This is a genomic window from Paenibacillus sp. B-A-8, from assembly GCF_048572915.1.
GTDB lineage: Bacteria > Bacillota > Bacilli > Paenibacillales > Paenibacillaceae > Paenibacillus_AQ.
The window spans coordinates 1,771,560-1,796,994 of the sequence record NZ_CP183882.1; the positions used below are offsets into that span (position 1 = coordinate 1,771,560).

Here is a 25,435-nt window from a genome sequence, read left to right on the forward strand (position 1 = left end):
GATGGCTTTTAAAATTCCAAAGGAAATTACTCCTCAGCAAGTGGCGGAACGTCTGAAGAATGGAGAAGCTCCTACGCTGCTGGATGTACGCGAACCCGCCGAATGGGTGGAGGGACATGTGATCGGTGCTAAGCATATTCCGCTTGGACAGCTGTTAATGCGTATAGATGAACTAGATCCTAATGCAGAGACAATTGTGATGTGCTTAAGTGGTGGTCGAAGTGGACTGGCGTGTGAGCTGCTGAGCGAAAAGGGATACAATGTTGTGAACATGACGGGTGGATTAGGTGCTTGGACGGATGATTTTTTGGTGCGGGGGTAATAGCCATGACGGTTCGGATCATACTATTTGTTCTATTAGTAATAAGTCTTGTGCGGGTCCTACGTTACGCTTGGCCTGTCCGTTCACTCTCATTTGTGGAAGCACGCGACGTTCGCGAATTAGCAGATCAATCATTGGACATGAAAATGCTCGATGTGAGGGATGCCGTAGATTATGAGAAGAACAATATCCGTGGTTCGATAAATATATCGCTTGGGCGGCTAGCTTATGTATGGCAGCATTGTCTATCCCCGGGCGATTCGGTCCTAATTCTTGCAGATAGTTATTATAAAAGAAACAAAGCTGCGAGAATTCTTTATAAGCAGGGCTTTCGAAAGTTATATGCGGTAAACGGTGATTTTTTAGGGAACAAAAGAACGCTCTCCGACATTTCTGTGAAAGGTTGTTGTGAAGGATAATGGATTTAAGCTCATGGATGTCCCGTCTCGGATTTGGTAAAAGCGCAAGTGTTAGAACATTGAAGCCGGCAGAATTCCGCAATGAAATGGATAGATCTAAAACAAAGCTCGTGATCGATGTACGCGAACCGGATGAATACAAGAGTGGATTTATTCAGGGGGCGAAAAACATCCCATTATCCCAGCTGGAGCAGCGACTAGGGGAAATCCCGAAAGATCGGGATGTGCTACTCTACTGCCGCAGTGGTATGCGAAGCAAAAGTGCAGCACGGATTCTAAGTAAGCACGGATATACTCGACTTGCACATTTGCAGGGCGGGGTAAGTAGCTGGGATGGGAAGTTGGGTCGGAGGTAGGCTTAGTGGATTTCATTTTATATTGAGGATAGGCTCACTGAGGTTGCTTTAACGTTGATAGTAGAGTGTTATTGACAGTATCAGAAAGCGAATACTATACTTTTGATTAATAGGACGAAGCACGTCCCGTACCGATATTGGGTGCGGGATTTTTTTATGTCGAGGAGGAGGGTGACGTATGGGATTTGCGGAGGAACATCGTAAGTGGGTAGAGGAGCATATAAGTCGAAGGACGGGAGAAAGGCGGGGGAGATTGAAGCGGGGACATGGCCATGGTGAGCGGATGTTTTTTGAGAAGGTATGGTGGGCTATGATGGGTCATCTTAATGACCTCCATCCTGAATATGAAGTGTTGGATTGGCGCAGCAGGCTCTACTTTGTTGATTTTGTGTGGAAACCTGGGCAGGTGAAATTTGCGTTTGAAGTAAAAGGCTACGGCCCGCATGTGCAAAATACAGACAGGACGCGCTATCGGCAGGAGCTAAATCGAGAGACTTATCTGCAAATCGCGGGTTATCGGGTGGTGGCGATTCCTTATGATGACCTGGAAGCAAGTCCTGAACTTACGATTACTTTGCTTCGGCCGTTGCTGATGCCGTACCTCGCATTGAGGCTGGAAGAGAAGGAGGAGTTCAGCCGACTGGAGCGTGATATTTTGCGGATTGCTGTGCGTTCGAATGGTTGTATTCGACCGGTTGATTTGGTGAAGGTGCTTGGGATTGATAAGCGTACGGCTATAAAAGGTTTGAGTCTTTCTCTGTAATAAAGGAAAGTTTAGTCCTATAGTTTTGGAGAAGAGTGGTAGAGTTTGCCGATATGAATATAAGCATTCCTTTAAGGATGATCAACTATGGTAAGCTTTCATAAAGAGGTACAAAAATCCCCTAGATATCGGCTGAAAGGCGTGAAATGGGCGAAAGAGGTACAAAAAGCATTCTGGGATATTACACGAGAGCAATATTGCATCGGAAATGGAGAATACGCGAAGAGGATATCATTCCTTCCCGTAATTTGTATAACAACACCAAAGTGTGTATTTTTGGACGAATGCAACGCAGGCGAAGCCTCCGTACATCCGGTAAAAATGCGCTAGGATCGCTTTTAATGACATGACCTTAGATATAGGATGGAGTGTGCAATATGGAATGTTTGGGATGTCGGATTGCTAATGGAATTGAGCCTAACGTAAAAGTAGTATATGAAAATGAATTTATTACTTGTGTACTAGATATCGCTCCGTTTAACGAAGGGCATACTCTGATCCTTCCTAAAAAGCATTACTGGGATCTCGAAGAAATCGATTCAGAGACTTCGTATGCGATAATGGATGGGTCGAAGAAGTTATCAGTCGTTCTGAAAACATTGTTCAAACCGGATGGTATAAGCATATGCCAAAATGGCGGAAAGTTTAATGATTTGACCCATTACCATATGCACCTTATCCCTAGATACGAAGGCGATGGATTCGCTTGGAGTGAACCACTACACCCACACGGTGCTGAGAAGTTATTAAGTCACACGCAAGCAAAGATTCTTAACTTATTAAAAAAGCAATAAACATAAAAAGGCATTCCTGAAGCGATATCAGGATGCCCCTTTCTTTAAACAGAGCGCACTAATCACATCCGCCACCGCCGCCAGAATCTCCTCCACCGAAATCTCCCCCGCTACTGTGCCCGCTATCCCCACTCCAACTATGCCCGCTGTCATGTCCGGAATGATGATGGGAGTCGCCACCGTGATGGTGATGATGTTGGTGGTGATTAGAGTGATTAGAGTGATTCGGGTTATTTGGATCTAATAGATCTGGATGGCTGGCTGCCATAAAAGACATACTGGCCGCATCATCACGTCTATTCCTCTCAAATTTGTTGCTGTTCGAGCTGCTTGAACCATTGCGAACTACGGCCTGTATGATAATAAATACAACAACTCCAATAAACAGGATTCCAAACACCACTATTGATCGCCCTCCCAGTTGTTCATTATAAGCTGTACTTTTTAAAATTGTACCATAATATCGAATAGATGGATTTAAGGGAATGGAATCAGCGATTAGCTGTTTTGATCAGAAACTCAAGATTTCGATAAAAAATACTGCCAAACTTCCAGTGAAGGTACGGCTCAGGAATTTCTATATTATTCACGTCCATCAGAGCATTCTCCACAACCATTTGTTTACTAATGCTAATTAGATCATTTATATATTGTCTGATTTGTTGGATATAAGGGCTAGAAGCAGCAGGTCCATGTCCAGGGACTAACAGGTCTACATTTAAATTCTCGATGAAAGTAAGTGCCTCCAACCATGATATAGGGTCACCATCTACTAGGAGTGGATGATTATGAACGGCGACAATATCTCCAACAAAAGCGATGGAATCCGAAGGTGAATATAGAATTGTATCACAATCAGTATGTGCTGCACCCACCGATAAGAGTTCAACGGTTCTCGCCGATCCGTGTAGGGTTATTTTTCGATCATAGGTCAGCTGGGGCAGCGTCACTTTAAGTGTTAGTATGGACTCTTTGATTTCTAGTAGATAGGAAAGCTCAGAGGACAGTTCTTTTTGTTTCAAAGCATGATGTTCGTGATCAATAGAAGCGTTTAGTTTAAGAATGTCTTCGTCTAGGTTAGGGAGAAGGTTCCTCATACGATTGAGCCATTCAGGTTGAGTCTTCATCATGAGCTCTCTTGTAGTACTAGAAGATACTATTAGTTCCTCCGAAAAGTGTTGGTTTCCTCTAACATGGTCTCCATGCCAATGACTGTTGATGATGTATTTTATGGGTTGATTAAAAAAATATAAAGCAGCCTCTCTAAGATCTTTACCTGCTTGTGGAGTATTGAACGTGTCGAAAATTAATGTGTGGTCGCCCATATCTATTAATCCTGCATTGCTCATGGCTCCGCCTTGCTCCTTGGCTTCAAGGACGTAAATTCCTTCGGTTATCGGTACACAATTAAAATGTCTGGAGTGAAACATGATCAACCTCTTTTCATAGGGAATCAAGCATCAATACTTTTGCTATTTTACAATTTTATGGAATTGATCGCTGTGAGATTGTTCTTTTTTTATTTAGAAAAGGTTGATTTTATCACCCCGATTTGCTACCATACGATGTAACTTAATAGTTATTGTTTTCTAGGGTTCCGCAGCTGGTGCACAGCTGGTCTGGTCCGAGGGAAAACGCACGAACAGCATCGTTCGTGTCTACACGGAGGGATAAAAGCCCGGGAGGTATCGTTATAAATGACGATGACCTTCCGGGCTTATTTGTTTGTTTCGTGGGCAATTATAAAGTTAGTGAATTGAAGGAGGGCTTGGAATGAAGAACAATTCAGAGTGGTTAAAGGTAGTTGGTGCAGCTGTTTTCGAGGTCATGTGGGTCATCGGCTTAAAACATGCCTCCACGATGTGGGAGTGGCTGATAACTGTGGTAGCTATAATAATAAGCTTCTATGTGATGATTTCAGCGAGTACCAAATTGCCGGTCGGCACGGTTTATTCCGTGTTTGTTGGTCTAGGAACTGCAGGTACAGTAGTTGCGGACATGGTTTTATTCGGAGAACCGTTCAAGTTGATGAAGCTGGTTCTAGTGGTTATTTTGCTGGCAGGCGTTATAGGATTGAAAATGGTGACCAAAGAAGCCGAAGTAAAGGGGGAGTCTTAAATGGCATGGGTATTTCTGGTTGTTGCTGGTTTATTTGAAATGTTTGGAGTAGCTATGATTAATAGGTTGAATAAACACCGGAATTTCCTGTCGTTAGCGCTGCTCTTTCTTGGTTTCGGAGCAAGCTTTCTGTTTCTGTCTTTAGCTATGAAGAGTCTGCCGATGGGAACAGCTTATGCGGTATGGACAGGAATCGGTGCATCCGGCGGAGCGATTCTGGGGATGATATTGTATGGAGAGGCCAAAGACTGGCGCCGGATCGTCTGTATTATTATGATTCTGGGGGCCGCTGTGGGACTAAAACTGATAGCTTAGTTTGGGATTCATTCGTAATTTTTCTCTACAAAAGAGAGATTAGTTAAAATTTAGACACGATTCAGATGTTTAGAAAGGTTCTTATAGGTCGTATAAAGTAAGTATACAATACTTCAATAAGGGGATTTTTAATATGACTAAGGATTCAATCGAACATTTGGCTGAAATCGCAAGAATGAACCAATCTAACCGCATGCTGCTTCCAGATGGAACGTCACTTTCCAGAATCGGGCAGGGAACTTGGAATATGGGCGATGACGCTTCCCGCAGGGAGGAAGAGATCGCTGCCCTGCGATTAGGCGTGGAACTAGGCATGAATTTAATAGATACGGCTGAGATGTATGGGGACGGGCGCTCGGAGCTTTTAGTGGGTGAGGCTATCAAGGGTATTCGGGATCAAGTTTTCTTGGTGTCAAAAGTCTATCCACATAATGCCGGGAATGAGCGCCTTATCCGCAGCTGTGAAGAAAGTCTGAAACGTTTGAATACGGATCATCTGGATCTTTATCTGCTGCATTGGCGGGGAGATATTCCACTAGAAGAGACTGTTGTAGGTATGGAGAAACTAGTCTCTCAAGGAAAAATAGCAAGATGGGGTGTATCCAATTTCGATGTCGACGATATGAAAGAACTGCTTGGTATTGCTGGAGGAACTCATTGTGCTACCAATCAGATTCTATATCATTTAGGGTCCAGAGGAATTGAAACTGAATTGCTGCCATGGCAACGAAGCCACAAGATCCCGGTAATGGCTTACTCACCGCTTGCTCAAGCAGGTTCACTCCGAAAAGGAGTGATCGAGAGTGAAGTCGTTCAGGAAATCGCCAGTGCGCATAATGCAACTCCGCTTCAGATTATGCTAGCTTGGACAATGCGTGAAGAGGATATTATTTCTATTCCAAAAGCTTCTTCTCGTGAACATGTCATTGAGAATGCTGCCGCAGGCTTGATTACCCTAAGTAAGGATGAAATTTGGAAGCTGGATGAAGCTTTCCCAATACCGTCTTGGAAAGTGCCGCTGGATATGATTTAAATAAGCGCTATTCACATAAAAGAAGCCCTCATTCACTGCGAAAGTGTTTGAGGGCTTCTTCTTTCATTTCTTATGCGATTAGCTGTTTTCAATAATTGTCTGTAACGTAGTCCGGTCAAGACCTTCTACCAGCTTGATCAGAAGCTCTTTAGCAGCATCGTAGTCATCGCTGTGAATCACTGATGAAGCGGTGTGTATGTAGCGGGAGCATATTCCGATTACAGCAGAAGGAACGCCGATTCCACTAACATGAACTTGCCCCGCATCTGTTCCACCTTGAGAAACAAAGTACTGATATTTGATCCGGTGGGTATCCGCTGTATCTTGTACATATTCAATCAGACCGCGATGTGTAACCATCGTAGGATCAAAGATGCGCAGGAGAGCTCCTTTACCCAGGTGGCCAAATGCTTGGCTGTCTCCTGTCATATCTGCAGCAGCGCTCGCGTCCAGACCGAAGAAGATGTCCGGTGACAGGAGATTAGCCGCAGTACGCGCGCCCCGCAAGCCTACTTCCTCTTGTACAGTTGCACCAGCAAAAACGGTATTCGGCAGCTTTTTACCGTGCAATGCTTTAACTAGTTCAATGGCGAGACCTACGCCGTAACGGTTGTCCCAAGCTTTCGCCAAGATTTTTTTGGGATTAGCAAGAGGGGTAAACGGACAAATAGGCAGAACTTGTTGGCCTGGTCTAACGCCAAAGCTTTCTGCTTCCTCACGGCTGTCTGCACCGATATCGATATACATTTTGCTAATCTCACCAGTCTTGCCGCGTTCTTCGTTGCTTAGCAAATGGATAGGCGTGCTGCCAACAACACCGGTCAGCGTTCCTTTAGGTGTAATGATATGTAGGCGCTGGGATGCAACAGCAGAGGCAAGCCAGCCGCCAAGGGGTTGAAAACGAATCATCCCGGTGTTAGTAATTCCAGTTACCATGAAACCTACCTCGTCAAAGTGCCCGGCGACCATAATCTTTGGTCCGTTCTCTTCGCCGCGCAGTATGCCGAACAAACTTCCGAGACGATCCTGTACGAACTCATCAGTATAAGGAGTCATAGCATCCTTGACGTAAGCGCGGAGTTCGCGCTCAAATCCTGGGGCTGAGGGAAATTCGGTAAGTGTTTTAAACATGTCCAATGTTTCTTGATTCATATGAATTCACTCCAATTCTTATATTTCTACGAGAAACGGATGTTATCCATAATGGATGGCATCGTTATTTCTTCCTTCAACCTAGTATGAACATTCTGAGCTCACTTGTCCATGATTAGAGACATTGAACACCGGGCACGAGCTCCACGAATACTATGCATTAGAGGCTTTGGTGGCAGGAGCCTTAGAAAGGATGCGAAGACGAATGAGGGTAGCGGGCAGCGTACCCAAAAGAAGGGTGCAGGGAGGATTCTCTAGTAAAAGCCTACAAGTAAGCGGAATGCGCAGAAGATACTGGCGCCACAATCCAAGGGAAAGAGAAGCAGTACTTATTTTTGTGCTTTTCTTATTGCTGATTGTTGTGTTACTGTATTTTTCCTGAACTGGAGGGACATAACGAAGCGGAGGATGGCAAACAATAAGGAAAACTTCTAAGCGAAGAACAACTTGAGGGGCTTTAAAGTGAGTACAATGATGCTTGTCAGCCCCCTTCGCCTAACTTTCAGGAGGTGCCTCAATGCCGGCGAAAACTAAGAAATCGGGTGTCAAGCTGAAGCTTGACACCCTGACTCCACAAGATTACGAGAAATTGTCCAAGCCCTTTGTTCCTGCTAGGCCCGTATTTAAGAACTGCATACGAGCGTTTATTGCTGGCGGCATAATCTGTGTTATTGGACAAGGTATTCAGGAGGCTTTTATGGCCATATTCGATATGACCTCCAAGGAAGCCGCCAGTCCGACAGTAGCGGTGATGATACTGCTCTCTGTAATCCTGACCAGCTTTGGTGTGTACGACAAGATGGCTCAGTGGGCTGGTGCTGGAACTGCAGTTCCAGTTACGGGGTTCGCAAACAGTATGTGCTCTGCAGCTTTAGAACACCGCGCTGAGGGCCTTGTGCTTGGTGTAGGCGGCAATATGTTTAAGCTAGCGGGTTCAGTCATCGTATTTGGAGCTGTCGCTGCTTTCATCATTGGGATCGTGTATCTCATCTTGGGCACAGGTGGAGGTGCACATACATGAAACAGCTTGGTAGTCAAACTTGGGAGTTCACGAACCGTCCCGTTATTTTAGGTTCTTCCGCAGTAGTTGGCCCAGAGGAGGGAGAAGGTCCTTTAGCTTCAGATTTTGATTTTATATTTGATACGCTGGAAATGGACGAGAAGACATGGGAGAAGGCCGAGCGCGCTTTGTTCGAGAAGGCTTCCCATCTGGCTCTGATTAATGCGAATATCGATAAACAAAAGCTGGAGTTTTTTGTTGGCGGCGATTTGATGAACCAGATTATCAGCAGCTCTTTCGCGGCGAGAAAATTAGGTGTGCCTTATCTCGGAGTCTTTGGTGCTTGCTCTACTTCTATGGAGAGCCTTGCTATTGCCTCAATGATCGTTGATTCTGGAGGCAGTAAGTATGTGCTCGCGGGAACATCCAGCCATAACTGTACAGTGGAGAAGCAGTTTCGTTATCCAACGGAATATGGCTCGCAGAAACCCCCGACAGCACAATATACAGTTACAGGTTCGGGCTGTGCTGTAGTAGGTCAAAATGACGGCTCTGGTAACCATCCAGTCGTGGTTTCAGCCACACTTGGACGTATTATGGATCTTGGTTTGACAGATCCTTTTAATATGGGTACGGCTATGGCACCCGCGGCGGCGGATACAATTACTGCGCACTTTCGGGATACAGGCCTATCGCCCGGGCACTATGATTTAATTGTTACCGGAGACCTGGCATCTGTAGGCTTACCTATAGCCAAAACCCTGTTAGCTAAAGAGGGAATTCCTATGGAGCAAACTACTTTTGATGATTGCGGTCTGCTCATTTACGACCTTGAGAAACAGAAATATGTGATCGCTGGAGGAAGTGGCTGCGGGTGCTCAGCGGTTGTAACCTATGGCCATATTCTTAAACGTTTAAAAAAGGGTCAACTTAAACGGGTGCTAATAGTCGCAACGGGTGCACTTTTATCCCCTCTGTCTTATCAGCAAGGAGAGAGTATTCCGTGTGTGGCTCATGCTGTTGCGATAGAAAGTGGAGGTGAAGCATAATGATGATCTACTTATGGGCTTTTCTGATTGGAGGAGCCATTTGCGTTATAGGGCAGCTGATGTTCGATGTATTGAAGCTGACACCTGCACATACCATGAGTACATTAGTAGTTGCCGGGGCGATTGCGGATGCTTTTGGAATATACGATCCGCTGGTGAAGTTCGCAGGTGCTGGTGCAACCATTCCAATCACAAGCTTTGGGAATTCCTTGGTCCACGGTGCATTAACAGAGCTGGAACGAGATGGCTGGATTGGCGTAGTTACGGGGATTTTTGATATTACAAGTGCGGGTATTTCGTCAGCTATTGTGTTCTCCTTTTTGGCTGCTTTAGTAGTACGTCCTAAGGGTTAGCCAAGTATGATTCTATTTGAAACGGTTGTCGTCTGAAAAGACGGCAACCGTTTTTTGTTTAAAACTTGTAGGATGTTTCATCTTATGGTTTTTTTTGTATACTGACTTCGTGATCTTCAACAATGTACTTTGGGTCCCCTAATCATGTAAAATATAAATAATACTGCTTATTCTGGCTAGGAGGATCATATATGCCCGTACGTCAAGAATCGATGCACATCATGAATGCTGTACGCACTAATCTGGAATCCTGCATACTTGGAAAATCATTTGAAATACAATTACTGTTAACTGCACTGCTTGCTGGAGGTCATGTATTGATCGAGGATGTACCGGGAACAGGAAAAACTCAGTTAATACGAGCACTTTCAAGATCAATGTCCGGTGAATACCGCCGGATTCAATGTAATCCGGATATACTTCCAAGTGATATTACAGGTGTTTCTGTGTATCATCCTAGGGATGAGATGTTTCATTTCCGGCCAGGTCCGGTGATGACGAATATTCTGCTAGCCGATGAAATTAACCGTGCTACAACGAAAACACAATCCGCACTTCTCGAAGTGATGGAGGAACGAAACGTAACTGTGGATGGCGAGACGTATCCACTTCCGCATCCTTTTATGTTGTGCGCTACCCAGAATCCGATAGATTTTGAGGGAACTTACACGCTTCCTGAAGCTCAATTGGATCGATTTATGCTAAGAATTAGCCTTGGATATCCTGATGCAGCGACTGAGAAAAATCTATTGTTGAGTCATCAGGAAGGCCAACCAGTGGACAGGCTTTCGCCAGTAACAAGCATGGAACAAATCGCAGGGATTCAGGAAGAGATTCGTGACATCTTCATGAGCGATCCTGTACTGAATTACTTGTTAGATATTGTACGGCAGACAAGAGAGCATCCACTAGTAATGCTAGGTGCAAGTCCACGTGCGTCACTATCCTTTATGATGGCTTGTAAAGCTTATGCCTTTTTGCAGGGAAGAGACTATGTTCTGCCTGATGATGTGAAGATCCTTACTCCATTTGCCTTGGGTCACCGGATATTGCTGCGTCCAGAGTCGCGCCTTGATAATATTAGCGTAGAATCTTTGCTTCAAAAGCTTCTGCAGAGCATTCATGTGCCTGTTACGATGAGGCAATGATATGAGACGTTATTTGTCGTCGGTAGCAGCCATCATTCAGCCATCTAAGCTCGCAAGCATCCTTGTAATTTGGAGCATTACACTCCTATATGTACTTTTTCAGGGCGGGAAAACGGCATTTATGTTGTTTATCATGGTCTCTGTACTTATTGCATATTTGATTGCTGGAGGTTTAGGAGGCGTTCGGCGAGCTAAGGGCACTCGCAGTCTTTTTTCTGAACAGGACAAAGGGGATTTGCTCTCTGCAGGAGGGCATCTTCGTGTAAAACTTAAGGTTACAATACCCGGCATTTTGCCCTTGCCTTACGTAGTTGTGAGAGAGGTGCTTAAACGGCATAATGGAGAATCGTGGGTGTTTGAAGAGAGTGTGATCCCAAGCCTCAGAGGCATTGGGGAACTGAAGTTTCAGACACCAGCCCTAGAGCGTGGTACCTACACGTTCGCTAATACGGATATTATCAGCCAAGATATATTTGGGCTAGTCGAGCATAAAGGGACATTTTTATCTGAAGGACAGTTTCAGGTGTTGCCTCGTGCGATCTACGTTCCGCGCTGGCAGTTATATGAGAGGAAGTCCCGGCTATCAGGGCCGCAGACCTCCGTTGTTCAATCTCGGCGTGAAACCACACAAATTAATGGCGTCCGTGACTATGTATACGGTGATCGCTTGACGCGAATTCACTGGAATGCCACTGCTAAGACCGGTTCTTGGAAATCCAAAGAGTTTGAGCATGAGTCGATTCCCAAAACCATTCTAGTTCTTGACGGAAGCGCATCAGCTTATATGAATACGAATCAATTTGAATTAGCAGTTTCTGTGACGGCATCACTACTCGGATTTGGAATTCGAGAGAGAATTGGAATTGGCCTATGTTGTTTGGATAAAACCACGAAGGTATTTGCACCCGTTGAAGGTGCTGCTGAACGACAGAAGATGATTCAGTATTTAATCGATCTTAACGCTGAAGGGCGGGGTCCGCTTATCTCCCGATTGGAAAAAGGATACCGTATGTTTCCTAAGGGTTCTTACTTCGTGTTGATCAGCCCGCAGCGTGGACAGCCTGTACTTGATGCACTGCGTTGGGCTGACAGCAGAGGGATGACAGCTTCTCACATTCATGTGCGAAATTCGGCAGAGATGAACAAAGGTAACGATTGGATTGATGTCCTTAGATCACGTGGAATAAACGGTTATGGTATTAGCTCACTTCAAGAGCTTCCCTTAGTGTTAGGAGGGGAGGGCTGATATGAGAACCTGGTGGAATCAGATAAAATTCTCCTGGCACCGTTCCATTGGCCTAATTTGGCTATTGATTATTGCACAGCAGTGGATTTCTTATACGGAACCCATCTGGTTAAATCAAACCACTGCTTCTGTATGGGCTGCTTTAATAACAATTACAGTCATTGAAATTCTTATCCCTGTTAAAGTTAAGTTTAGACTGTTGATGGAAGCAGTAGCTATTATCTATATCGTTTATCGAACCATTACTAATTATGGAATTTATGTTCCTGACCCATGGGCATTAACCCTTGCAGATAGGCTCCAGGATATTAGTGTTCATATGGTGCCGTATATCTGGTTTGCTCTTGGTGCATCTGCTTTGCTGTTGCTTTCGTCTTGGTGGGTATCCTCGAAGAAGCGTATCTTATGGTTTATTGGAATGAACATTGTAGCGCTGGCGGCTCTTGATTCCTTTACGTCTATTGTATTGTGGCAAGAAGTGGCTTGGACGGTATTTGCGGGTATGGGATGGCTTGTCAGCCAGCACCTGAGAAGTTTTCAGCTACACTATCCGCGTGGATGGGTACATTTGATGGAATATCCCTCGAAAATAGTCATGAATATCGCAATCGTCTTCTCTCTGGTTATCCTAATCGGTGTGAATATGCCGGATGTAAGGCCTACTTTGACGGATCCATATACAGCATGGCAAGAATGGAATGGAAATGGAAAGTCTTCTGGTAAGAGCACAACTGGAACATCGAAATCCAATACGGGCTCAAGCTCCTCTATTAATAATACTTCGTCTGGCTACAGTCTGAATGATGATAATCTGGGCGGGGGCTTTAACTTCGATTATACTCCGGTGATGACAGTGGTTTCGGACTTGCGGATTTATATGCGTGGAGAGACACGCAGGATCTACTCCGGAAGCGGATGGACGGATAAGGATCGATTGAAGCGGGGACCTGTAGAAGAAGTGGAGACAGGTAAACTCTTGGAGCAAAATGTTGCCCCTAAGGTCACTACCCGAACATTGAAACAAACGGTTAGAGTGCTTAACAATAATGAATTTCCTGTGTTGTTCGGTGCGTATTCAGTTACTTCGGTGGATTCGTTAAATGATGAGGAAGCTGGAAAAGGTCTTTTTTGGAGAGATCGTGATAGCGAGCTTTTATGGGATATTAATGGGAAGAACCGCGATTATCCTTCGAGCTTTGAGGTGACTTCTGAAGTTCCTGTCATTCCTGTTCAGGAATTGACAGCGAAGACCTATGAGGAGCTATACAAAGGTAATGATCTGGAGGAAAGCTTCCTTCAGCTACCTGACGATTTCCCTCAAAGGGTTAAGGAACTGGCCGAGGAAATTACAGCACAAGCAACAACACCGTATGAAAAAACAGCGCTTTTGCAACAATACTTACAACAAACCTTTCCATATACCAACAAGCCGGATATATCACGCGTTTCAAGTAAGGATTTTGTGGATGGATTTTTGTTTGAGCTGAAGGAAGGCTACTGTGATTATTATTCTACGGCACTGGTTACTATGGCACGGTCCCTTAACATTCCTGCAAGATGGGTTAAGGGGTATGCACCTGGCGAACAGCCAGAAATGCCTATGAATCCGGCGCAGCAGCAGGCGGGTGCAGCGAACAATAACTATACGATTACCAATGCAGATGCCCATTCTTGGGCAGAGGTCTATTTTGGTGAGTATGGTTGGATTCCGGTTGAAGCTACTCCGGGATTTAATGTGCCTCTTCTGACTCAGAATGAGCAAATACCTGAAACAGATCCGGAAGATCAAGAAGATGCAGCAGAACCTACACCAGCACCTGTAACTAATGCACAAGGAGATCAAGGCTTACATGTAGGTTTATGGGTAGTTTTGGCTGCAGTGGTTGTACTGCTTTCCTGGACAATTTTTAAAACTTGGCATATGCGCTTTAAGCTTCGCTTCTTCATTCAACAGATGCGGATGGGTCGTCCATTAACACCTGATCAGAAAGTTGTGGCGGAAACTGAGCGCTGGATAAGGTATTTGCATCGTAAGGGAATGATGAAAGAAGAACATGAAACATTGCGTGAAGCCGTAGTCCGCTGGAGTCAGGAACGACCCGCTGTGGCCAATCATCTTTCTTCACTGTTAACGATGTTTGAACAAGCGAAGTATAGCCCTGATGTTATTGAAGACAAAGACTGGCAGAGCGTGTATACTGAAGCTTTGCGGCTGCGGAGAACGATTAGATCCAAGAAATAGCGCGATTGCAGTAAATCATTGATATAGATTTATTTGCGTAGCGCATGGAGTATGTTATAGTTTTTTGTATGAAATCGAGGTGAACGTATTGTTTGAAATGTTAGTTCCCAAACTCCGGGTGAAGACGGTATTCGATATTTCTCTAGAAGAGCTGTATCGACAGGGATACCGTGGAATCATTACGGATCTGGATAACACACTGGTCGGTGCCAAAGCGCCTATGGCTACTCCGGAGCTGTTGTTATGGTTTGAGAAGGTGAAGGAAGTGGGCTTTAAGCTCATCATCGTATCCAATAACAACATGGATCGGGTGTCACGCTTTGCTACACCGCTTAATATTGAATTTGTGCATCAGGCTCGTAAACCGAGTAATGCTCCTTTTCTTAAAGCGATGAAGCAGATGGAGTTGCCACCGGAGCAAACGATTGTGGTGGGAGACCAAATGCTTACAGATGTATACGGCGGCAATCGGCTTGGCCTGTATACCGTATTGGTGCTGCCAATCTCCGTTAAGGATGAAGGGTTCGGCACAAGATTTAACCGCCGGGTAGAGCGAGTTGCTCTGACACGGCTTCGTAAAAAAGGATTGTGGCACGAGGAGGATAAATAGTAATGAACGAACAAAGTGAAACACAGCGTCCTGAGAAGTGCAGCGGTTGTGGGATTAAGCTTCAGACGGAGCATAAGGATCAACCAGGATACCTTCCGGAAGTCGCACTAGATCGGGACCCTGTGATTTGCCAACGCTGTTTCCGGATTAAGAATTATAACGAGGCTTCATCTGTTTCTGTGAACCAGGATGAATTTCTTCGCTTGCTGAGTGGGGTAGGGGAGAAGAATGCACTTGTTATTCATATTGTTGACATTTTCGATTTTGAAGGCAGCTTGATTTCCGGCCTTCAGCGGTTTGTCGGCAATAACCCAGTTATTCTTGCAGTGAATAAGTGTGATCTGCTACCTAAGGTTACCAACTGGAATAAACTGCGTAACTGGATGCAGCAACGCTGTAAAGAAGAAGGATTGCGGACAGCTGAAATCGTACTTTGTAGTGCGAAACGTAACCAAGGCTTCGACCGTTTGCTGGAAGCTGTAACAGAACTGCGCGGTCAACGTGATGTTTATGTGGTGGGTGCTACGAATGTAGGGAAATCCACGCTTATCAACCGTTTGATTTCGGACTATAGTGATTTGGAGCAGGAGTTAACCACCTCGCGTTACCCTGGCACAACACTCGATACGGTTAAAATCCCACTGGATGATGGCCACTATATTATAGATACGCCAGGGATTGTGTATCCATGGCGTTATAGTGAACTAGTTGAACGTCAGGATTTGGATGCAGTTATGCCTGCCAATCCGTTGAAGCCTGCTGTCTATCAGTTGAATGAAGGACAGACGCTATTCTTTGGCGGACTGGGACGTTTTGATTTCGTGCAAGGTCAGCATCAATCGTTCACTTGCTTTATTAGCGGTACTTTAAAAATCCATCGTACGAAGCTGGAACGTGCAGATTCTCTTTATGCGGACCATCGAGGTGAAATGTTGTCCCCTCCAGGAAGTGATCGGATGGACAAGCTGCCACCATGGCAACGGCATGAGTTCCGAATTAATAAAGGCAGTCGGAGCGATCTCTATATTTCAGGTTTGGGATGGATTAAGGTCAACGGGACAGAAGGCGCAGTCGTGGCTATCCACGTTCCGCGTGGCGTGAAGGTGCTTACCCGCCCTTCGATGATCTAACGGGGAGGCTATTACAGTGTCTTTGATAACTGCAACCGAGGACTACAATACCGGGAATATCCTGCTGGGTGTAATGGGAGATCCTATTATACAATCAAAATCTCCTATTATGCATGAAGCAGCACTGAAAGCACTGGGAATTCCGGGTGCTTACGTGCCGCTTCATATCCTTCCGGAGAATCTGGAGAATGCGGTGCAGGCAATTCGCACGCTTGGGTTCCGTGGGGTAAATGTGACGATTCCGCATAAGGTTGCGGTGATGGCTCATATGGATCTATTAGATGAAAGTGCGGTAGCCGTTGGTGCAGTCAATACGATTGTTAATAATAACGGGATACTCACTGGATATAATACGGATGGAATCGGTTATGTACGTTCGCTTAAAGCGGAAGCCATTTCTGATTTGTCAGATACGAAGATTATGGTAATTGGAGCCGGTGGAGCAGCAAGAGGAATTGTTGCTGCGCTGCTTCAGGAGAAGCCTTCTTCTATCCTTATCGCTAATCGGAGTGCTGATAAGGCACGGGACTTGGCTGCAGATTGCCAAGGCAAAGGGAATGTCATCGGGATTAGCATGGACCAAGTGGCGGAAATGCTGGATGGTGTTGATGTACTGATCAATACTACCTCCGTAGGAATGTATCCTCATATGGATGAGACACCGATAGACCCTGGATTGCTTCGTGCAGGTATGGTCGTAAGTGATCTGATTTATAATCCGTTGCATACTCGGCTATTGTTAGAAGGACTTGAACGGGGCTGTACGATTCATGGAGGCCTCGGGATGTTTGTCTATCAGGGAGCTTATGCATTGGAGTATTGGACAGGGCAACCAGCTCCTACGGAAATCATGCGACAGACTATACTCCATTGTCTGGGTGGAAAAGAGTAAGAAATGGATTCATCAATTTAGGGTAATAATATATGTTAATTAAGGAGTTATTCATTTATGTTAACTGGTAAACAAACACGGTATCTTCGTTCATTGGCTCATCATCTCGATCCTATTTTTCAAGTGGGTAAGGGTGGAGTAAACGATCACCTCGTACGTCACATTGAAGAAGCTATTGAGAAGCGTGAGCTAATGAAGATTAGTATACTGAGCAATAATATTGAGAATCCCAAGGAAATCGGCGCGCTACTTGCCGAACAATCGGGTTCTGAGCTTGTACAAGTGATCGGCAAGACCATTGTACTGTACAAGGAATCACGTGATAACAAAACCATTGAGCTGCCACGCTAATACCTGAAAGCATACTACCGAGGAGGTCGTCCTCTTGAAAGTTGGAATTATGGGAGGTACCTTTGATCCTCTTCATATCGGTCATATGATGGCAGCGGAAGCAGCTAGAGAAACTTATGGACTTCAAGAAGTATGGTTTATGCCTTCTCATATTCCGCCTCATAAACATGAGGCAGGAGTATCTGGAGCTGATCGGCTGGCAATGGTGCAGGAAGCGATAAAGAATCATGAAGCTTTTCGCACATTAGACTGGGAAGTTGTCAGAGGTGGCGTTTCCTACACGTACGAGACCATAAGACGGCTGCAAGAGGCGTATCCGCATTTCGATCTTTATTTCATCATTGGAGCGGATATGGTCCAGTATTTACCGAAATGGAACGAGATTGAAGAGCTTGTGCAGCGGCTTACATTTATCGGCGTAGGTCGTCCGGGAACACCTCTTGATCTAGAAGCATTGCCAACATATATCGCAGAAAAAGTGCTGTTAGCAGATATGCCTCTGGTTGATATTTCGTCAACGATGTTAAGAGAACGGGCTGCAGCGGGCAAATCCATTCGTTATATGGTACCTGAGGCAGTGTTCGATTTTGTTCAAAGGAGTGGATTGTATGGCATACAGTCGCGAAGCTCTAATTGAGGCGGTTTCAACACAAATGCCTGCTAAACGCTGGAAGCATACACTGGGCGTCATGGAGTCATCCATTCAACTAGCGGAGCAATATGGCGCTGATCCTGAGCGTGCGGAGACAGCGGCAATTCTGCATGATGTGGCCAAGTATTGGCCTGTGGAGAGAATGAAGGAGATTATCGAGCAGAATCATCTGAACTTGAATCTTCTGAATCATGACAAGCAGTTGTGGCATTCGGAAGTAGGTGCCTTTGTAGCAGAGCATGATTATGGGATCACAGATCCAGATATTCTGAATGCGATCCGTTTTCACACCTCAGGTCGTGAAGACATGAGTTTACTTGAGAAAATTGTCTGTCTCGCCGACTATATCGAGCCTGGCCGCGATTTTCCAGGGGTTGATAAGATACGTAAGCTGGCAAAAGTAAGTTTGGAAGAAGGACTAGTTGCGGGATTTGATTCTACGATTAGTTTGTTACTGGAAAAACGCCGAGTAATCTTTCCGTTAACGGTACTGGCACGTAATGATTTAGTTAGAATATTGGAGGATAAAATATGAGTGTACAACCAAGCAAGCTGTTAGAACTGGCCCTTAAGGCTGTGGAAGATAAAAAAGCAATGAACGTAGTGGCATTAGATCTGCGTACTGTTTCACCGATTAGTGATTACTTCATCGTGTGTCATGGTAATTCGGATATCCAAGTACAGTCCATTGCTACCGAAGTCCGCAAAGTGGTCCATGAAGCAGGCGGCGTAATCAAGGGGATTGAAGGAATGGATTCAGCACGCTGGGTGCTGATGGATCTTGGTGATGTTATCGTTCATATTTTCCACCGCGATGAACGTGAATATTACAATATCGAGCGTCTGTGGTCGGATGCGAAGGTAGTGGAGACTGTATGAGCCTGATTGCAGGAACTACAGTTACACTTAATGTAGTAAGAGAGGTTTCCCCATACGGATTTTTCCTGAATGCAGGAGATCAGGATGTTATGCTGCATTATACAGAGCTTACCGAGAAGGTTAAGACAGGCGATAAAGTTGAAGTCTTTATCTTCTTTGATACCGAGGATCGTCTTGCGGCAACGATGAAGAAACCGTTTCTAACGTTGGGTGAGATGGCTTTATTGGAAGTAGCTGATATTCATCCGCGTCTAGGTTGCTTCTTGGAAATGGGCCTTGGACGGCAGCTTCTGCTGCCCATTCGTGAGCTTCCAGAGCTTCCAGAGCTGCGCCCTCAGATCGGTGACTATGTGTATGCGATTATGGAGCATGATAAACAGGGGCGTCTTCGTGCTAAATTAGCCGGAGAGCAGGAACTAGCTCCGCTAGCACTTCCTGCACCTGAATCCTGGATGGGACAGACTGTAACAGCCCGGGTGTACAAACCGCTGCAGATGGGGACTTTTGTTCTTGTAGATGCTGGGGTTTTAGGCTTTGGTATTATCGGAATGGTCCATTCCTCTGAACGGAGTCGTCTACTGCGTCTTGGAGAACAGTTCGAAGCACGTGTCTCCCATATTCGCGAAGATGGTCGTGTTAACCTTTCTATGGGTCTCCGTAAAGAGGTAGGCATGGATGTAGACTCTGCCAAGATTTTGGAGTTCTTACATGCCCGTCCGGGTGGAGCGATGCCTTATTCGGATGCAACACCACCCGACATTATCAAGCAGCGTTTCGGAATTAGCAAATCAGCGTTTAAGCGTGCGCTTGGAAAGCTGATGAAGGAAGGCCATATTACCCAAAAAGAGAATTGGACGTATCTTGCTCCTAAGGAAGAGGAAGGTTCAACCGAGGGAAATAAAGAAACCTCTGAATAACAGAATCATATTAAATGATGTAATAGAAAGCGGTGTACTAGTGTCTTCCTATGGGAAATTTGCTTATGTATACGATGAGCTCATGGCAGATATGCCGTATCCTGACTGGATCTCCTTTGCTGAAACCGCATGGAGCAAATACGGTAAGCCTGTAACCGTGGCTGAGCTTGGCTGCGGCACAGGGAGTATCACCATTCCTTTGGCAGGATCAGGGTATCATATGACCGGAATCGATCTATCTTCAGATATGCTCTCAGTGGCACAGCGAAAAATGGAGGAGCATCCCCATGGACGGCGCTTTTTGCGCGAAGGTAGTGTTCGATGGATTAGACAAAACATGAAGGAATGGGAGCTTCCAGAGCCTGTGGATTCTGTGATTTCTTTCTGTGACTGTCTGAATTATGTGCTGGAAGAAGACGATATCAGAGCTGTCTTTGCTAGTACCTTTGCAGGACTGAAGCAAGGCGGCACCTTTCTGTTCGATGTTCATCATCCAAACACACTAATCCGTTATGAAGAAGAGCAGCCCTTTGTTCTGGACGAACCGTCGGTGTCTTATATTTGGACTTGTGAAATGGATGTTCCACGCCGTGAGATAGAACATCATCTGTCCATTTTCGCGCGGGAAGAGGGACGGAGTGATGTATATCGCCGTTTCGAAGAAACACATATTCAGCGTGCCTACGATCCTCAGTGGATGAAGGATGAGCTGCTTAAGGCTGGATTTAGTGAAGTGAAGACTTACGCCGATTTCGAGTGGATAGAGGCGGATGATGATGCGGAACGTTTATTTTATATTGCTATAAAATGAATATTCAGAAATACTAAGAAGGGCTGTCCCAAAAGCTATGAAAATAGCTGATGGGACAGCCCTTCTTTTTATGGGTTCGGTGTGGTTCGTCCGTATGCTCCATTGAATGTTCTCGCCAATATGTGAACATCAAAAAAACCGGGCAGTGTTTATGCCACCCGGCATCTTCCAATCCTTACCGATGCTCAAACAGATCAATGGCACCCAATACGACATGAGCCAGACCAAATCCAAGTACGCCTGTTGCTGCCATCTTATACTTGCTTCCAAGAAAAGCGGCGCTAGAAGCGGTTACGACGGTTCCAAGAACAGCGGGAATTAGACCTTCACGCATTCGAAACACTCCTTCTCGGTGGTTTGGGAGACAAGGTTATTATGGATCAAACTCAAAAAAATATACAAAGCTTAAAAAGACCTTAGACCAGTTATTACTGGTTCTAAGGTCTTTTTGTTTAGCAGTAATTTTACTCTGATAAGGTAACGGCAGTACGAGAAGCGCCAATTTCTACTTCATGTACATCATATAGGACACGCGCGAGTAAGTCCTGGCTGTAGTTGCCGAAGTGTTTACCGTAAATGGTGAGCCCGCGTTTGTTTACAGGCTTGTCCGTTACAGCTATCCGGAAAGTAAGCTCGCTCTTATAATCCAACTGAATGTCATCCAGAGTTACGTCAGAAATTCGGCAGCCGTCAATGAAGCTACCTTCATTATTAATACGGATCAGCTTGAGCATACCGTATTGATTTAAATGTGGCGGCCACCAGTCTGGATTAAACGTTCCTCGGGTGTCTCCGAAATCTCCCGGACTAGTCCAGTATCCGATTTCTATTCCATTTAAGTAGAAATAAAGGTCGGAGGGATAGTTATCGTTAGATCCAGGGGCTTCAGAGCCGATCTCCATCGAGAATTGGATTTCGCGGAACGTTTGATTAGCTTTAAGATAGTTCGGAATTCTATATTCGAGAAAGCCCTCTGCCATCCAAATGATCTCGGATTCAATCCGCTGAGGATCTGCGAAATAACGGGGCTCGTCGAAGTCACCGATAATACTGTCTTTAGTAGCGAGTCCGCAGGTCGGAACGGCCTGATAGTTGCTGTAATGTCCTACTTGGATTTCTACTTCATAGAGATTATCAACATCCTTGCTGCGAAGATCAACAATAAGCTTATCTTTATTCAAATAGCAGACCTTCTGAATACCATGTTTGCCTACGGATGTGTTTATTTCGATGAGACCGCTTTCTTCTAACTTTTTAATATGCATCGTAATTGCGCCATTGCTAAGGTTCAGTTTTTTGGCTATTTCATTCAGGTTTAGTGCTTGATTGGTAGCTAAAAGTTCGAGGATGAGGATTCTGATTTCAGAGCTTAGCGCTTTGAAAATTTCAAGACCACTCATTAAATCTTTAATATAGATCATTTTATCAATACCTTCTTCCAAATGGATCATAAATGAATACTGTTTTATGAAATTATAAACTAATATAGCATATAAATAAAGCATCCTTCCTTATTTTGTAGAAAAACAAAAAATACGGGTGTTTTATTTCCTGTTTTTGCATTTAATGCAGTTAAATTTAAATAATTGTAAACTAAATTCACGATTTAGGTTGATTTTTAACGGAAATTTCGTCACTTTTGTTATTAATTTTATAATAATATAAAAAGGTTTAATTAAATATATTTACAAGTCTTTTTGTCTATGCTATTTTTAAACTGAAATTGAATGCTTATTAATCCTTAAGAAGGCAAAATGGCCGATGCTGAATTTATGGTCTGTGATTAGAGATAAGAGTAGGAGCTAGGAGTGAGACTTAGAAAAGGACGTGGGAATCATTATGTTAGCTGCAACGCCACCGATGGGCTGGAATAGTTGGGATTGTTACGGAGCTAGTGTTAATGAAGAAGAGGTAAGAGGCAACGCCGAATATATGGCCACTCATTTGAAGGATTTTGGCTGGGAATATGTAGTTGTGGATATTCAGTGGTATGAGCCTGGAGCGAACTCCTCACAATATCGCAATTTTGTACCGCTGGTCATGGATGAGTATTCCAGACTTCAACCGGCAGAGAATCGTTTTCCTTCCGCAAAGGGTGGCAAAGGTTTTGCTCCACTGGCTGAATTTGTACATGGTCTAGGGTTGAAATTTGGCATACATATTATGCGCGGAATCCCACGTCAGGCTGTTCATTCGGCCAGTGCCATACTAGGATCTAAGCAAACTGCACGTGATATCGCTCATCCCAATTCTATTTGTCCGTGGAATACAGATATGTATGGAGTAGATGCTTCTAAAGAAGGCAGTCAGGCTTACTATGATTCTCTGTTCCAGCTGTATGCAAGTTGGGGTGTAGATTATGTGAAAGTGGATGATATTGCTGCTTCACGTATTTATGGGTATCACAAAGACGAAGTTGCTATGATCCGTAAGGCTATCGACCGCAGCGGTCGCGAGATGGTGCTTAGTCTTTCCCCTGGACCTGCTCCAGTAGAAGAGGCTGAACACTTAGCTGAACATGCTAACCTGTGGAGAATGACCGACGATTATTGGGATCATTGGCATTTGCTGCGTGGAATGTTCGAGCGGTGTGAGAAGTGGGCTCCCTACGTTCAGCCAGGCCATTGGCCGGATTGTGATATGCTGCCGCTAGGTCATCTTGGGATTCGTTCCGTTGATGGCGGGGGAGACCGGTTTACACGGTTTACTCCTGAGGAACAGGTTACCATGATGACGCTCTGGACGATTTTCCGTTCCCCTTTAATGTTTGGGGGAGAGCTTAGAGACAATGATGAGTGGACATTATCTTTGTTAACCAATAAGGAAGTACTTCATCTGCATCGTTTTGGTAAGGGTGGCAGACAGATGGATCTGAATGAGAAGTATGCGATCTGGACTTCTGAGGATGAACAAGGAAACCATTATGTAGCATTGTTTAATCTCAGTGATGAAGAATCAACGCTTCAGGTACCGTTCCAACAGCTTAATGTTTCAATTCCAAGAACGATCCGTGATCTGTGGCAAAGCCGCGACCTGGAGGTTATTAATGAAGGGATTACGCAGGTTCTTCCACCGCATGGATCAGTATTGCTAAAGCTTATCTAGAGGAGAGAGAGTATGGATACGAGTAGAGAGTACAACAACCCATTGGTGGAGCAACGTGCTGATCCATGGGTATATAAACATACGGATGGTTATTACTACTTCACCGCTTCTGTTCCAGAATATGACCGGATCGAAGTTAGAAGATCGACAACGATCGAAGGATTGACTACAGCAGAACCAGTTGTAGTATGGCGCAAGTATGAGACGGGTCCGCTTAGTGCTAACATTTGGGCGCCGGAAATTCATTACATTGACGGAAAGTGGTACATTTACTTTGCCGCAGCCCGCACGACGGAGACGACAGATGGTTTGTTCGATCACCGGATGTTTGCGCTCGAGAATGCATCTGCAAATCCTTTAGAAGGAACATGGGAAGAAAAAGGCCAAGTGAAGACCGCTTGGGAATCGTTCGCGCTGGACGCAACTACGTTTCAGCATAAAGGAAAACTGTACTATGTATGGGCTCAGAAGGACCTGAATATTGAGGGGAATTCTAATCTGTATATTTCTGAAATGAGCAATCCGTGGACACTAACAGGTCCTCAGACTATGATTGCGACTCCTGAGCATGACTGGGAAATTATTGGGTACAAAGTAAACGAAGGGGCAGCAGTATTGAAACGCAACGGACGTATCTTTATCAGTTTCTCGGCGAGTGCTACCGACTTTAACTACTGTATGGGATTATTGGTAGCGGATGAAGACAGCGAGCTTCTTGATGCAGCTTCATGGACTAAACTACCGAATCCTGTCTTCCAAACGAATGAAGAAAATGGACAATTCGGTCCAGGCCATAATAGCTTTACGGTTAATGAAAATGGGGAAGATGTGCTCATTTACCACTGCCGCAATTATAAAGAAATTACTGGCGATCCTCTATATGATCCAAACCGTCATACTCGTGCACAAGTTTTCCATTGGAATGAAGATGGCACACCGAATTTTGGAGTTCCTGTTAAGGATGCCGCAAATAAATAATTCGTTATTAAAAAGAGGGTTACCTATAAGCCACGTAAATGGCCGCTAGGTAAACCCTCTTTTTATGAGATGCTGTTTAAGGTATATATTGTTGTACGATGGAAGTGATTACGCCGTCCTGAATCGTAAGGTGATAAGGGAACTGGCTTAAATCTAAGATATCCGTGTTATTAAATTGATCGATAAATTGCTGTAAGGTAATGGCTTCGTTCCATTGAATGTCTAGGTCGTCAATATTGCCAGTGTGATCATAGATCTGCATGGTGACTGTTGCGTTATCCGCTATCGGATAGGTTGTCAGTGTATCAACATCATTAACAACATAGTAGCCGTCTGGAGCTCCGCCAATTTCTGCTGCACCTTCTGGGTCTCTTTCAGCAAAGACTCGGTCAGCATCAGCACCCTGATACCAGTTTATTTCATCGGCTGTAATGGAAAGATTGCCATTTTCGGATTGAATAGTATGGATATATACCGTCTGTTGCTGAGTCTTGCCACTATCTTGCGCATCGACTCGTGTTCCAACGGTACTGGCAGTAGTAATTAGGGAAAGAAACAATAGAACAACAACCGGTAACACATACGCTGACTTTTTCTTAAACATTAGAAATCTCCCCCTTGAGATATGTAAAAAGGTTGTATATATCTTATTACCCGCTACGTTTTTTCCTAAACGGGCTATCTACTTCTATTACGTTTGAGGAGCAGGTTTTGTTGCATTTTTTTAAAAATATTTCTGAAAATCGATTGCGGTCATGAATCCACTAAAGTGATAGTAAATGTTTGTCTCCTCGGGCATA

The 25,435-nt window shown here is 44.7% G+C and carries 31 protein-coding genes and 1 riboswitch; of the genes, 25 read left to right on the forward strand and 6 right to left on the reverse strand.

Annotated elements, in window-relative coordinates:
• Position 1: 1 nt before the first annotated feature.
• The 5 genes from ACN6MV_RS07830 to ACN6MV_RS07850 all read left to right on the forward strand — a co-directional run bounded on the left by ACN6MV_RS07830 (position 2) and on the right by ACN6MV_RS07850 (position 2,654).
• Positions 2–322 (forward strand): rhodanese-like domain-containing protein, encoded by a 321-nt coding sequence (locus ACN6MV_RS07830; protein ID WP_042125346.1) that lies wholly within the window; start codon positions 2–4, stop codon positions 320–322.
• Between the two features lie 5 nt (positions 323–327).
• Positions 328–741, forward strand: a complete 414-nt coding sequence (locus ACN6MV_RS07835) for a rhodanese-like domain-containing protein (protein WP_052414515.1) — start codon at positions 328–330, stop codon at positions 739–741.
• A complete protein-coding gene (locus ACN6MV_RS07840; protein ID WP_042125348.1) occupies positions 741–1,097 on the forward strand; it encodes a rhodanese-like domain-containing protein in 357 nt (118 codons plus the stop codon). The genes ACN6MV_RS07835 and ACN6MV_RS07840 overlap by 1 nt, the downstream gene beginning before the upstream one ends.
• 178 nt (positions 1,098–1,275) lie before the next feature.
• The gene (locus ACN6MV_RS07845; protein WP_419886104.1) at positions 1,276–1,860 is read left to right on the forward strand and encodes a hypothetical protein; all 585 of its coding nucleotides are present in this window, start codon (positions 1,276–1,278) and stop codon (positions 1,858–1,860) included.
• 377 nt (positions 1,861–2,237) lie between these two features.
• A complete protein-coding gene (locus ACN6MV_RS07850) occupies positions 2,238–2,654 on the forward strand; it encodes an HIT family protein (protein WP_341111270.1) in 417 nt (138 codons plus the stop codon).
• Positions 2,655–2,712: 58 nt separating this feature from the next.
• Here the strand turns inward: ACN6MV_RS07850 and ACN6MV_RS07855 are convergent, their stop codons facing one another.
• Positions 2,713–3,057: a hypothetical protein gene (locus ACN6MV_RS07855; RefSeq protein ID WP_052414516.1), complete on the reverse strand. Its 345-nt coding sequence runs from the start codon at positions 3,055–3,057 to the stop codon at positions 2,713–2,715.
• Positions 3,058–3,145: 88 nt separating this feature from the next.
• On the reverse strand, positions 3,146–4,084 hold the full coding sequence (locus ACN6MV_RS07860) for an MBL fold metallo-hydrolase (RefSeq protein ID WP_419886105.1): 939 nt from the start codon (positions 4,082–4,084) through the stop codon (positions 3,146–3,148).
• Between the two features lie 148 nt (positions 4,085–4,232).
• A riboswitch (guanidine-I (ykkC/yxkD leader) is annotated at positions 4,233–4,341 on the forward strand.
• Between the two features lie 86 nt (positions 4,342–4,427).
• On the opposite strand from ACN6MV_RS07860, the gene ACN6MV_RS07865 reads away from it, so the two are divergent.
• The 3 genes from ACN6MV_RS07865 (at position 4,428) to ACN6MV_RS07875 (ending at position 6,120) form a co-directional block, all read left to right on the forward strand.
• Positions 4,428–4,772 (forward strand): DMT family transporter, encoded by a 345-nt coding sequence (locus ACN6MV_RS07865; RefSeq protein ID WP_042125357.1) that lies wholly within the window; start codon positions 4,428–4,430, stop codon positions 4,770–4,772.
• On the forward strand, positions 4,773–5,087 hold the full coding sequence (locus tag ACN6MV_RS07870; RefSeq protein ID WP_419886106.1) for a DMT family transporter: 315 nt from the start codon (positions 4,773–4,775) through the stop codon (positions 5,085–5,087).
• A gap of 133 nt (positions 5,088–5,220) precedes the next feature.
• Positions 5,221–6,120, forward strand: coding sequence for an aldo/keto reductase (locus ACN6MV_RS07875; protein ID WP_042125361.1), 900 nt, complete (start codon positions 5,221–5,223; stop codon positions 6,118–6,120).
• 78 nt (positions 6,121–6,198) lie between these two features.
• Here the strand turns inward: ACN6MV_RS07875 and ACN6MV_RS07880 are convergent, their stop codons facing one another.
• Positions 6,199–7,272, reverse strand: coding sequence for a M42 family metallopeptidase (locus ACN6MV_RS07880; protein ID WP_419886107.1), 1,074 nt, complete (start codon positions 7,270–7,272; stop codon positions 6,199–6,201).
• 517 nt (positions 7,273–7,789) lie between these two features.
• On the opposite strand from ACN6MV_RS07880, the gene spoVAC reads away from it, so the two are divergent.
• The 15 genes from spoVAC to ACN6MV_RS07955 all read left to right on the forward strand — a co-directional run bounded on the left by spoVAC (position 7,790) and on the right by ACN6MV_RS07955 (position 20,552).
• Positions 7,790–8,293 carry a stage V sporulation protein AC gene (gene spoVAC / locus ACN6MV_RS07885; RefSeq protein ID WP_042125365.1) on the forward strand — a complete coding sequence of 168 codons (504 nt, stop codon included), beginning with the start codon at positions 7,790–7,792 and terminating at the stop codon, positions 8,291–8,293.
• Positions 8,290–9,321, forward strand: a complete 1,032-nt coding sequence (spoVAD, locus tag ACN6MV_RS07890; protein WP_042125367.1) for a stage V sporulation protein AD — start codon at positions 8,290–8,292, stop codon at positions 9,319–9,321. Before spoVAC ends, spoVAD begins: the two co-directional genes overlap by 4 nt.
• Positions 9,322–9,323: 2 nt before the next feature.
• Positions 9,324–9,674 carry a stage V sporulation protein AE gene (spoVAE, locus tag ACN6MV_RS07895; protein WP_036675923.1) on the forward strand — a complete coding sequence of 117 codons (351 nt, stop codon included), beginning with the start codon at positions 9,324–9,326 and terminating at the stop codon, positions 9,672–9,674.
• 191 nt (positions 9,675–9,865) lie between these two features.
• The gene (locus ACN6MV_RS07900) at positions 9,866–10,822 is read left to right on the forward strand and encodes an AAA family ATPase (RefSeq protein WP_042125369.1); all 957 of its coding nucleotides are present in this window, start codon (positions 9,866–9,868) and stop codon (positions 10,820–10,822) included.
• A gap of 1 nt (position 10,823) precedes the next feature.
• Complete coding sequence (locus tag ACN6MV_RS07905) at positions 10,824–12,068, forward strand: DUF58 domain-containing protein (protein WP_076121869.1); 1,245 nt, start codon at positions 10,824–10,826, stop codon at positions 12,066–12,068.
• Between the two features lies 1 nt (position 12,069).
• The gene (locus ACN6MV_RS07910) at positions 12,070–14,310 is read left to right on the forward strand and encodes a DUF4129 domain-containing transglutaminase family protein (protein WP_419886108.1); all 2,241 of its coding nucleotides are present in this window, start codon (positions 12,070–12,072) and stop codon (positions 14,308–14,310) included.
• A gap of 88 nt (positions 14,311–14,398) precedes the next feature.
• The gene (locus ACN6MV_RS07915) at positions 14,399–14,920 is read left to right on the forward strand and encodes a YqeG family HAD IIIA-type phosphatase (RefSeq protein WP_419886726.1); all 522 of its coding nucleotides are present in this window, start codon (positions 14,399–14,401) and stop codon (positions 14,918–14,920) included.
• Positions 14,921–14,922: 2 nt separating this feature from the next.
• Entirely contained in the window at positions 14,923–16,050 is a 1,128-nt protein-coding gene (yqeH, locus tag ACN6MV_RS07920; protein WP_076121872.1) for a ribosome biogenesis GTPase YqeH, read from the forward strand.
• Positions 16,051–16,066: 16 nt separating this feature from the next.
• Positions 16,067–16,942, forward strand: coding sequence for a shikimate dehydrogenase (aroE, locus tag ACN6MV_RS07925; RefSeq protein ID WP_419886109.1), 876 nt, complete (start codon positions 16,067–16,069; stop codon positions 16,940–16,942).
• Between the two features lie 57 nt (positions 16,943–16,999).
• A complete protein-coding gene (gene yhbY / locus ACN6MV_RS07930) occupies positions 17,000–17,293 on the forward strand; it encodes a ribosome assembly RNA-binding protein YhbY (RefSeq protein WP_042125377.1) in 294 nt (97 codons plus the stop codon).
• Positions 17,294–17,327: 34 nt separating this feature from the next.
• The gene (locus tag ACN6MV_RS07935) at positions 17,328–17,930 is read left to right on the forward strand and encodes a nicotinate-nucleotide adenylyltransferase (RefSeq protein WP_042125379.1); all 603 of its coding nucleotides are present in this window, start codon (positions 17,328–17,330) and stop codon (positions 17,928–17,930) included.
• The gene (gene yqeK, locus ACN6MV_RS07940; protein ID WP_042125381.1) at positions 17,902–18,480 is read left to right on the forward strand and encodes a bis(5'-nucleosyl)-tetraphosphatase (symmetrical) YqeK; all 579 of its coding nucleotides are present in this window, start codon (positions 17,902–17,904) and stop codon (positions 18,478–18,480) included. The genes ACN6MV_RS07935 and yqeK overlap by 29 nt, the downstream gene beginning before the upstream one ends.
• Positions 18,477–18,824: a ribosome silencing factor gene (gene rsfS, locus ACN6MV_RS07945; protein WP_042125383.1), complete on the forward strand. Its 348-nt coding sequence runs from the start codon at positions 18,477–18,479 to the stop codon at positions 18,822–18,824. Before yqeK ends, rsfS begins: the two co-directional genes overlap by 4 nt.
• Positions 18,821–19,741, forward strand: coding sequence for a S1 RNA-binding domain-containing protein (locus tag ACN6MV_RS07950; RefSeq protein WP_076121874.1), 921 nt, complete (start codon positions 18,821–18,823; stop codon positions 19,739–19,741). The genes rsfS and ACN6MV_RS07950 overlap by 4 nt, the downstream gene beginning before the upstream one ends.
• A gap of 40 nt (positions 19,742–19,781) precedes the next feature.
• Positions 19,782–20,552 (forward strand): class I SAM-dependent DNA methyltransferase, encoded by a 771-nt coding sequence (locus ACN6MV_RS07955; RefSeq protein ID WP_042125386.1) that lies wholly within the window; start codon positions 19,782–19,784, stop codon positions 20,550–20,552.
• A 175-nt stretch (positions 20,553–20,727) separates the two neighbouring features.
• Here ACN6MV_RS07955 and ACN6MV_RS07960 read toward each other — a convergent pair whose 3' ends face one another.
• A complete protein-coding gene (locus ACN6MV_RS07960) occupies positions 20,728–20,886 on the reverse strand; it encodes a hypothetical protein (RefSeq protein ID WP_036675694.1) in 159 nt (52 codons plus the stop codon).
• A 130-nt stretch (positions 20,887–21,016) separates the two neighbouring features.
• A complete protein-coding gene (locus tag ACN6MV_RS07965; RefSeq protein ID WP_042131966.1) occupies positions 21,017–21,973 on the reverse strand; it encodes an ArsR/SmtB family transcription factor in 957 nt (318 codons plus the stop codon).
• 418 nt (positions 21,974–22,391) lie between these two features.
• On the opposite strand from ACN6MV_RS07965, the gene ACN6MV_RS07970 reads away from it, so the two are divergent.
• Both ACN6MV_RS07970 and ACN6MV_RS07975 read left to right on the forward strand, forming a co-directional pair.
• Complete coding sequence (locus ACN6MV_RS07970) at positions 22,392–23,657, forward strand: glycoside hydrolase family 27 protein (RefSeq protein WP_375105368.1); 1,266 nt, start codon at positions 22,392–22,394, stop codon at positions 23,655–23,657.
• Positions 23,658–23,669: 12 nt separating this feature from the next.
• Complete coding sequence (locus ACN6MV_RS07975; RefSeq protein ID WP_042125391.1) at positions 23,670–24,635, forward strand: family 43 glycosylhydrolase; 966 nt, start codon at positions 23,670–23,672, stop codon at positions 24,633–24,635.
• Positions 24,636–24,711: 76 nt separating this feature from the next.
• Here ACN6MV_RS07975 and ACN6MV_RS07980 read toward each other — a convergent pair whose 3' ends face one another.
• Positions 24,712–25,239 (reverse strand): hypothetical protein, encoded by a 528-nt coding sequence (locus tag ACN6MV_RS07980; protein ID WP_419886110.1) that lies wholly within the window; start codon positions 25,237–25,239, stop codon positions 24,712–24,714.
• Positions 25,240–25,435: the final 196 nt, after the last annotated feature.

Bases quoted from the DNA above. Each gene is read 5' to 3' on its own strand.
- ACN6MV_RS07830 (WP_042125346.1), top strand. From the start codon at position 2: ATGGCTTTTAAAATTCCAAAGGAAATTACTCCTCAGCAAGTGGCGGAA.
- ACN6MV_RS07835 (WP_052414515.1), top strand. From the start codon at position 328: ATGACGGTTCGGATCATACTATTTGTTCTATTAGTAATAAGTCTTGTG.
- ACN6MV_RS07840 (WP_042125348.1), top strand. From the start codon at position 741: ATGGATTTAAGCTCATGGATGTCCCGTCTCGGATTTGGTAAAAGCGCA.
- ACN6MV_RS07845 (WP_419886104.1), top strand. From the start codon at position 1,276: ATGGGATTTGCGGAGGAACATCGTAAGTGGGTAGAGGAGCATATAAGT.
- ACN6MV_RS07850 (WP_341111270.1), top strand. From the start codon at position 2,238: ATGGAATGTTTGGGATGTCGGATTGCTAATGGAATTGAGCCTAACGTA.
- ACN6MV_RS07860 (WP_419886105.1), bottom strand. From the start codon at position 4,084: ATGTTTCACTCCAGACATTTTAATTGTGTACCGATAACCGAAGGAATT.
- ACN6MV_RS07865 (WP_042125357.1), top strand. From the start codon at position 4,428: ATGAAGAACAATTCAGAGTGGTTAAAGGTAGTTGGTGCAGCTGTTTTC.
- ACN6MV_RS07870 (WP_419886106.1), top strand. From the start codon at position 4,773: ATGGCATGGGTATTTCTGGTTGTTGCTGGTTTATTTGAAATGTTTGGA.
- ACN6MV_RS07875 (WP_042125361.1), top strand. From the start codon at position 5,221: ATGACTAAGGATTCAATCGAACATTTGGCTGAAATCGCAAGAATGAAC.
- ACN6MV_RS07880 (WP_419886107.1), bottom strand. From the start codon at position 7,272: ATGAATCAAGAAACATTGGACATGTTTAAAACACTTACCGAATTTCCC.
- spoVAC (WP_042125365.1), top strand. From the start codon at position 7,790: ATGCCGGCGAAAACTAAGAAATCGGGTGTCAAGCTGAAGCTTGACACC.
- spoVAD (WP_042125367.1), top strand. From the start codon at position 8,290: ATGAAACAGCTTGGTAGTCAAACTTGGGAGTTCACGAACCGTCCCGTT.
- spoVAE (WP_036675923.1), top strand. From the start codon at position 9,324: ATGATCTACTTATGGGCTTTTCTGATTGGAGGAGCCATTTGCGTTATA.
- ACN6MV_RS07900 (WP_042125369.1), top strand. From the start codon at position 9,866: ATGCCCGTACGTCAAGAATCGATGCACATCATGAATGCTGTACGCACT.
- ACN6MV_RS07905 (WP_076121869.1), top strand. From the start codon at position 10,824: ATGAGACGTTATTTGTCGTCGGTAGCAGCCATCATTCAGCCATCTAAG.
- ACN6MV_RS07910 (WP_419886108.1), top strand. From the start codon at position 12,070: ATGAGAACCTGGTGGAATCAGATAAAATTCTCCTGGCACCGTTCCATT.
- yqeH (WP_076121872.1), top strand. From the start codon at position 14,923: ATGAACGAACAAAGTGAAACACAGCGTCCTGAGAAGTGCAGCGGTTGT.
- yhbY (WP_042125377.1), top strand. From the start codon at position 17,000: ATGTTAACTGGTAAACAAACACGGTATCTTCGTTCATTGGCTCATCAT.
- yqeK (WP_042125381.1), top strand. From the start codon at position 17,902: ATGGCATACAGTCGCGAAGCTCTAATTGAGGCGGTTTCAACACAAATG.
- rsfS (WP_042125383.1), top strand. From the start codon at position 18,477: ATGAGTGTACAACCAAGCAAGCTGTTAGAACTGGCCCTTAAGGCTGTG.
- ACN6MV_RS07950 (WP_076121874.1), top strand. From the start codon at position 18,821: ATGAGCCTGATTGCAGGAACTACAGTTACACTTAATGTAGTAAGAGAG.
- ACN6MV_RS07960 (WP_036675694.1), bottom strand. From the start codon at position 20,886: ATGCGTGAAGGTCTAATTCCCGCTGTTCTTGGAACCGTCGTAACCGCT.
- ACN6MV_RS07965 (WP_042131966.1), bottom strand. From the start codon at position 21,973: ATGATCTATATTAAAGATTTAATGAGTGGTCTTGAAATTTTCAAAGCG.
- ACN6MV_RS07970 (WP_375105368.1), top strand. From the start codon at position 22,392: ATGTTAGCTGCAACGCCACCGATGGGCTGGAATAGTTGGGATTGTTAC.
- ACN6MV_RS07975 (WP_042125391.1), top strand. From the start codon at position 23,670: ATGGATACGAGTAGAGAGTACAACAACCCATTGGTGGAGCAACGTGCT.
- ACN6MV_RS07980 (WP_419886110.1), bottom strand. From the start codon at position 25,239: ATGTTTAAGAAAAAGTCAGCGTATGTGTTACCGGTTGTTGTTCTATTG.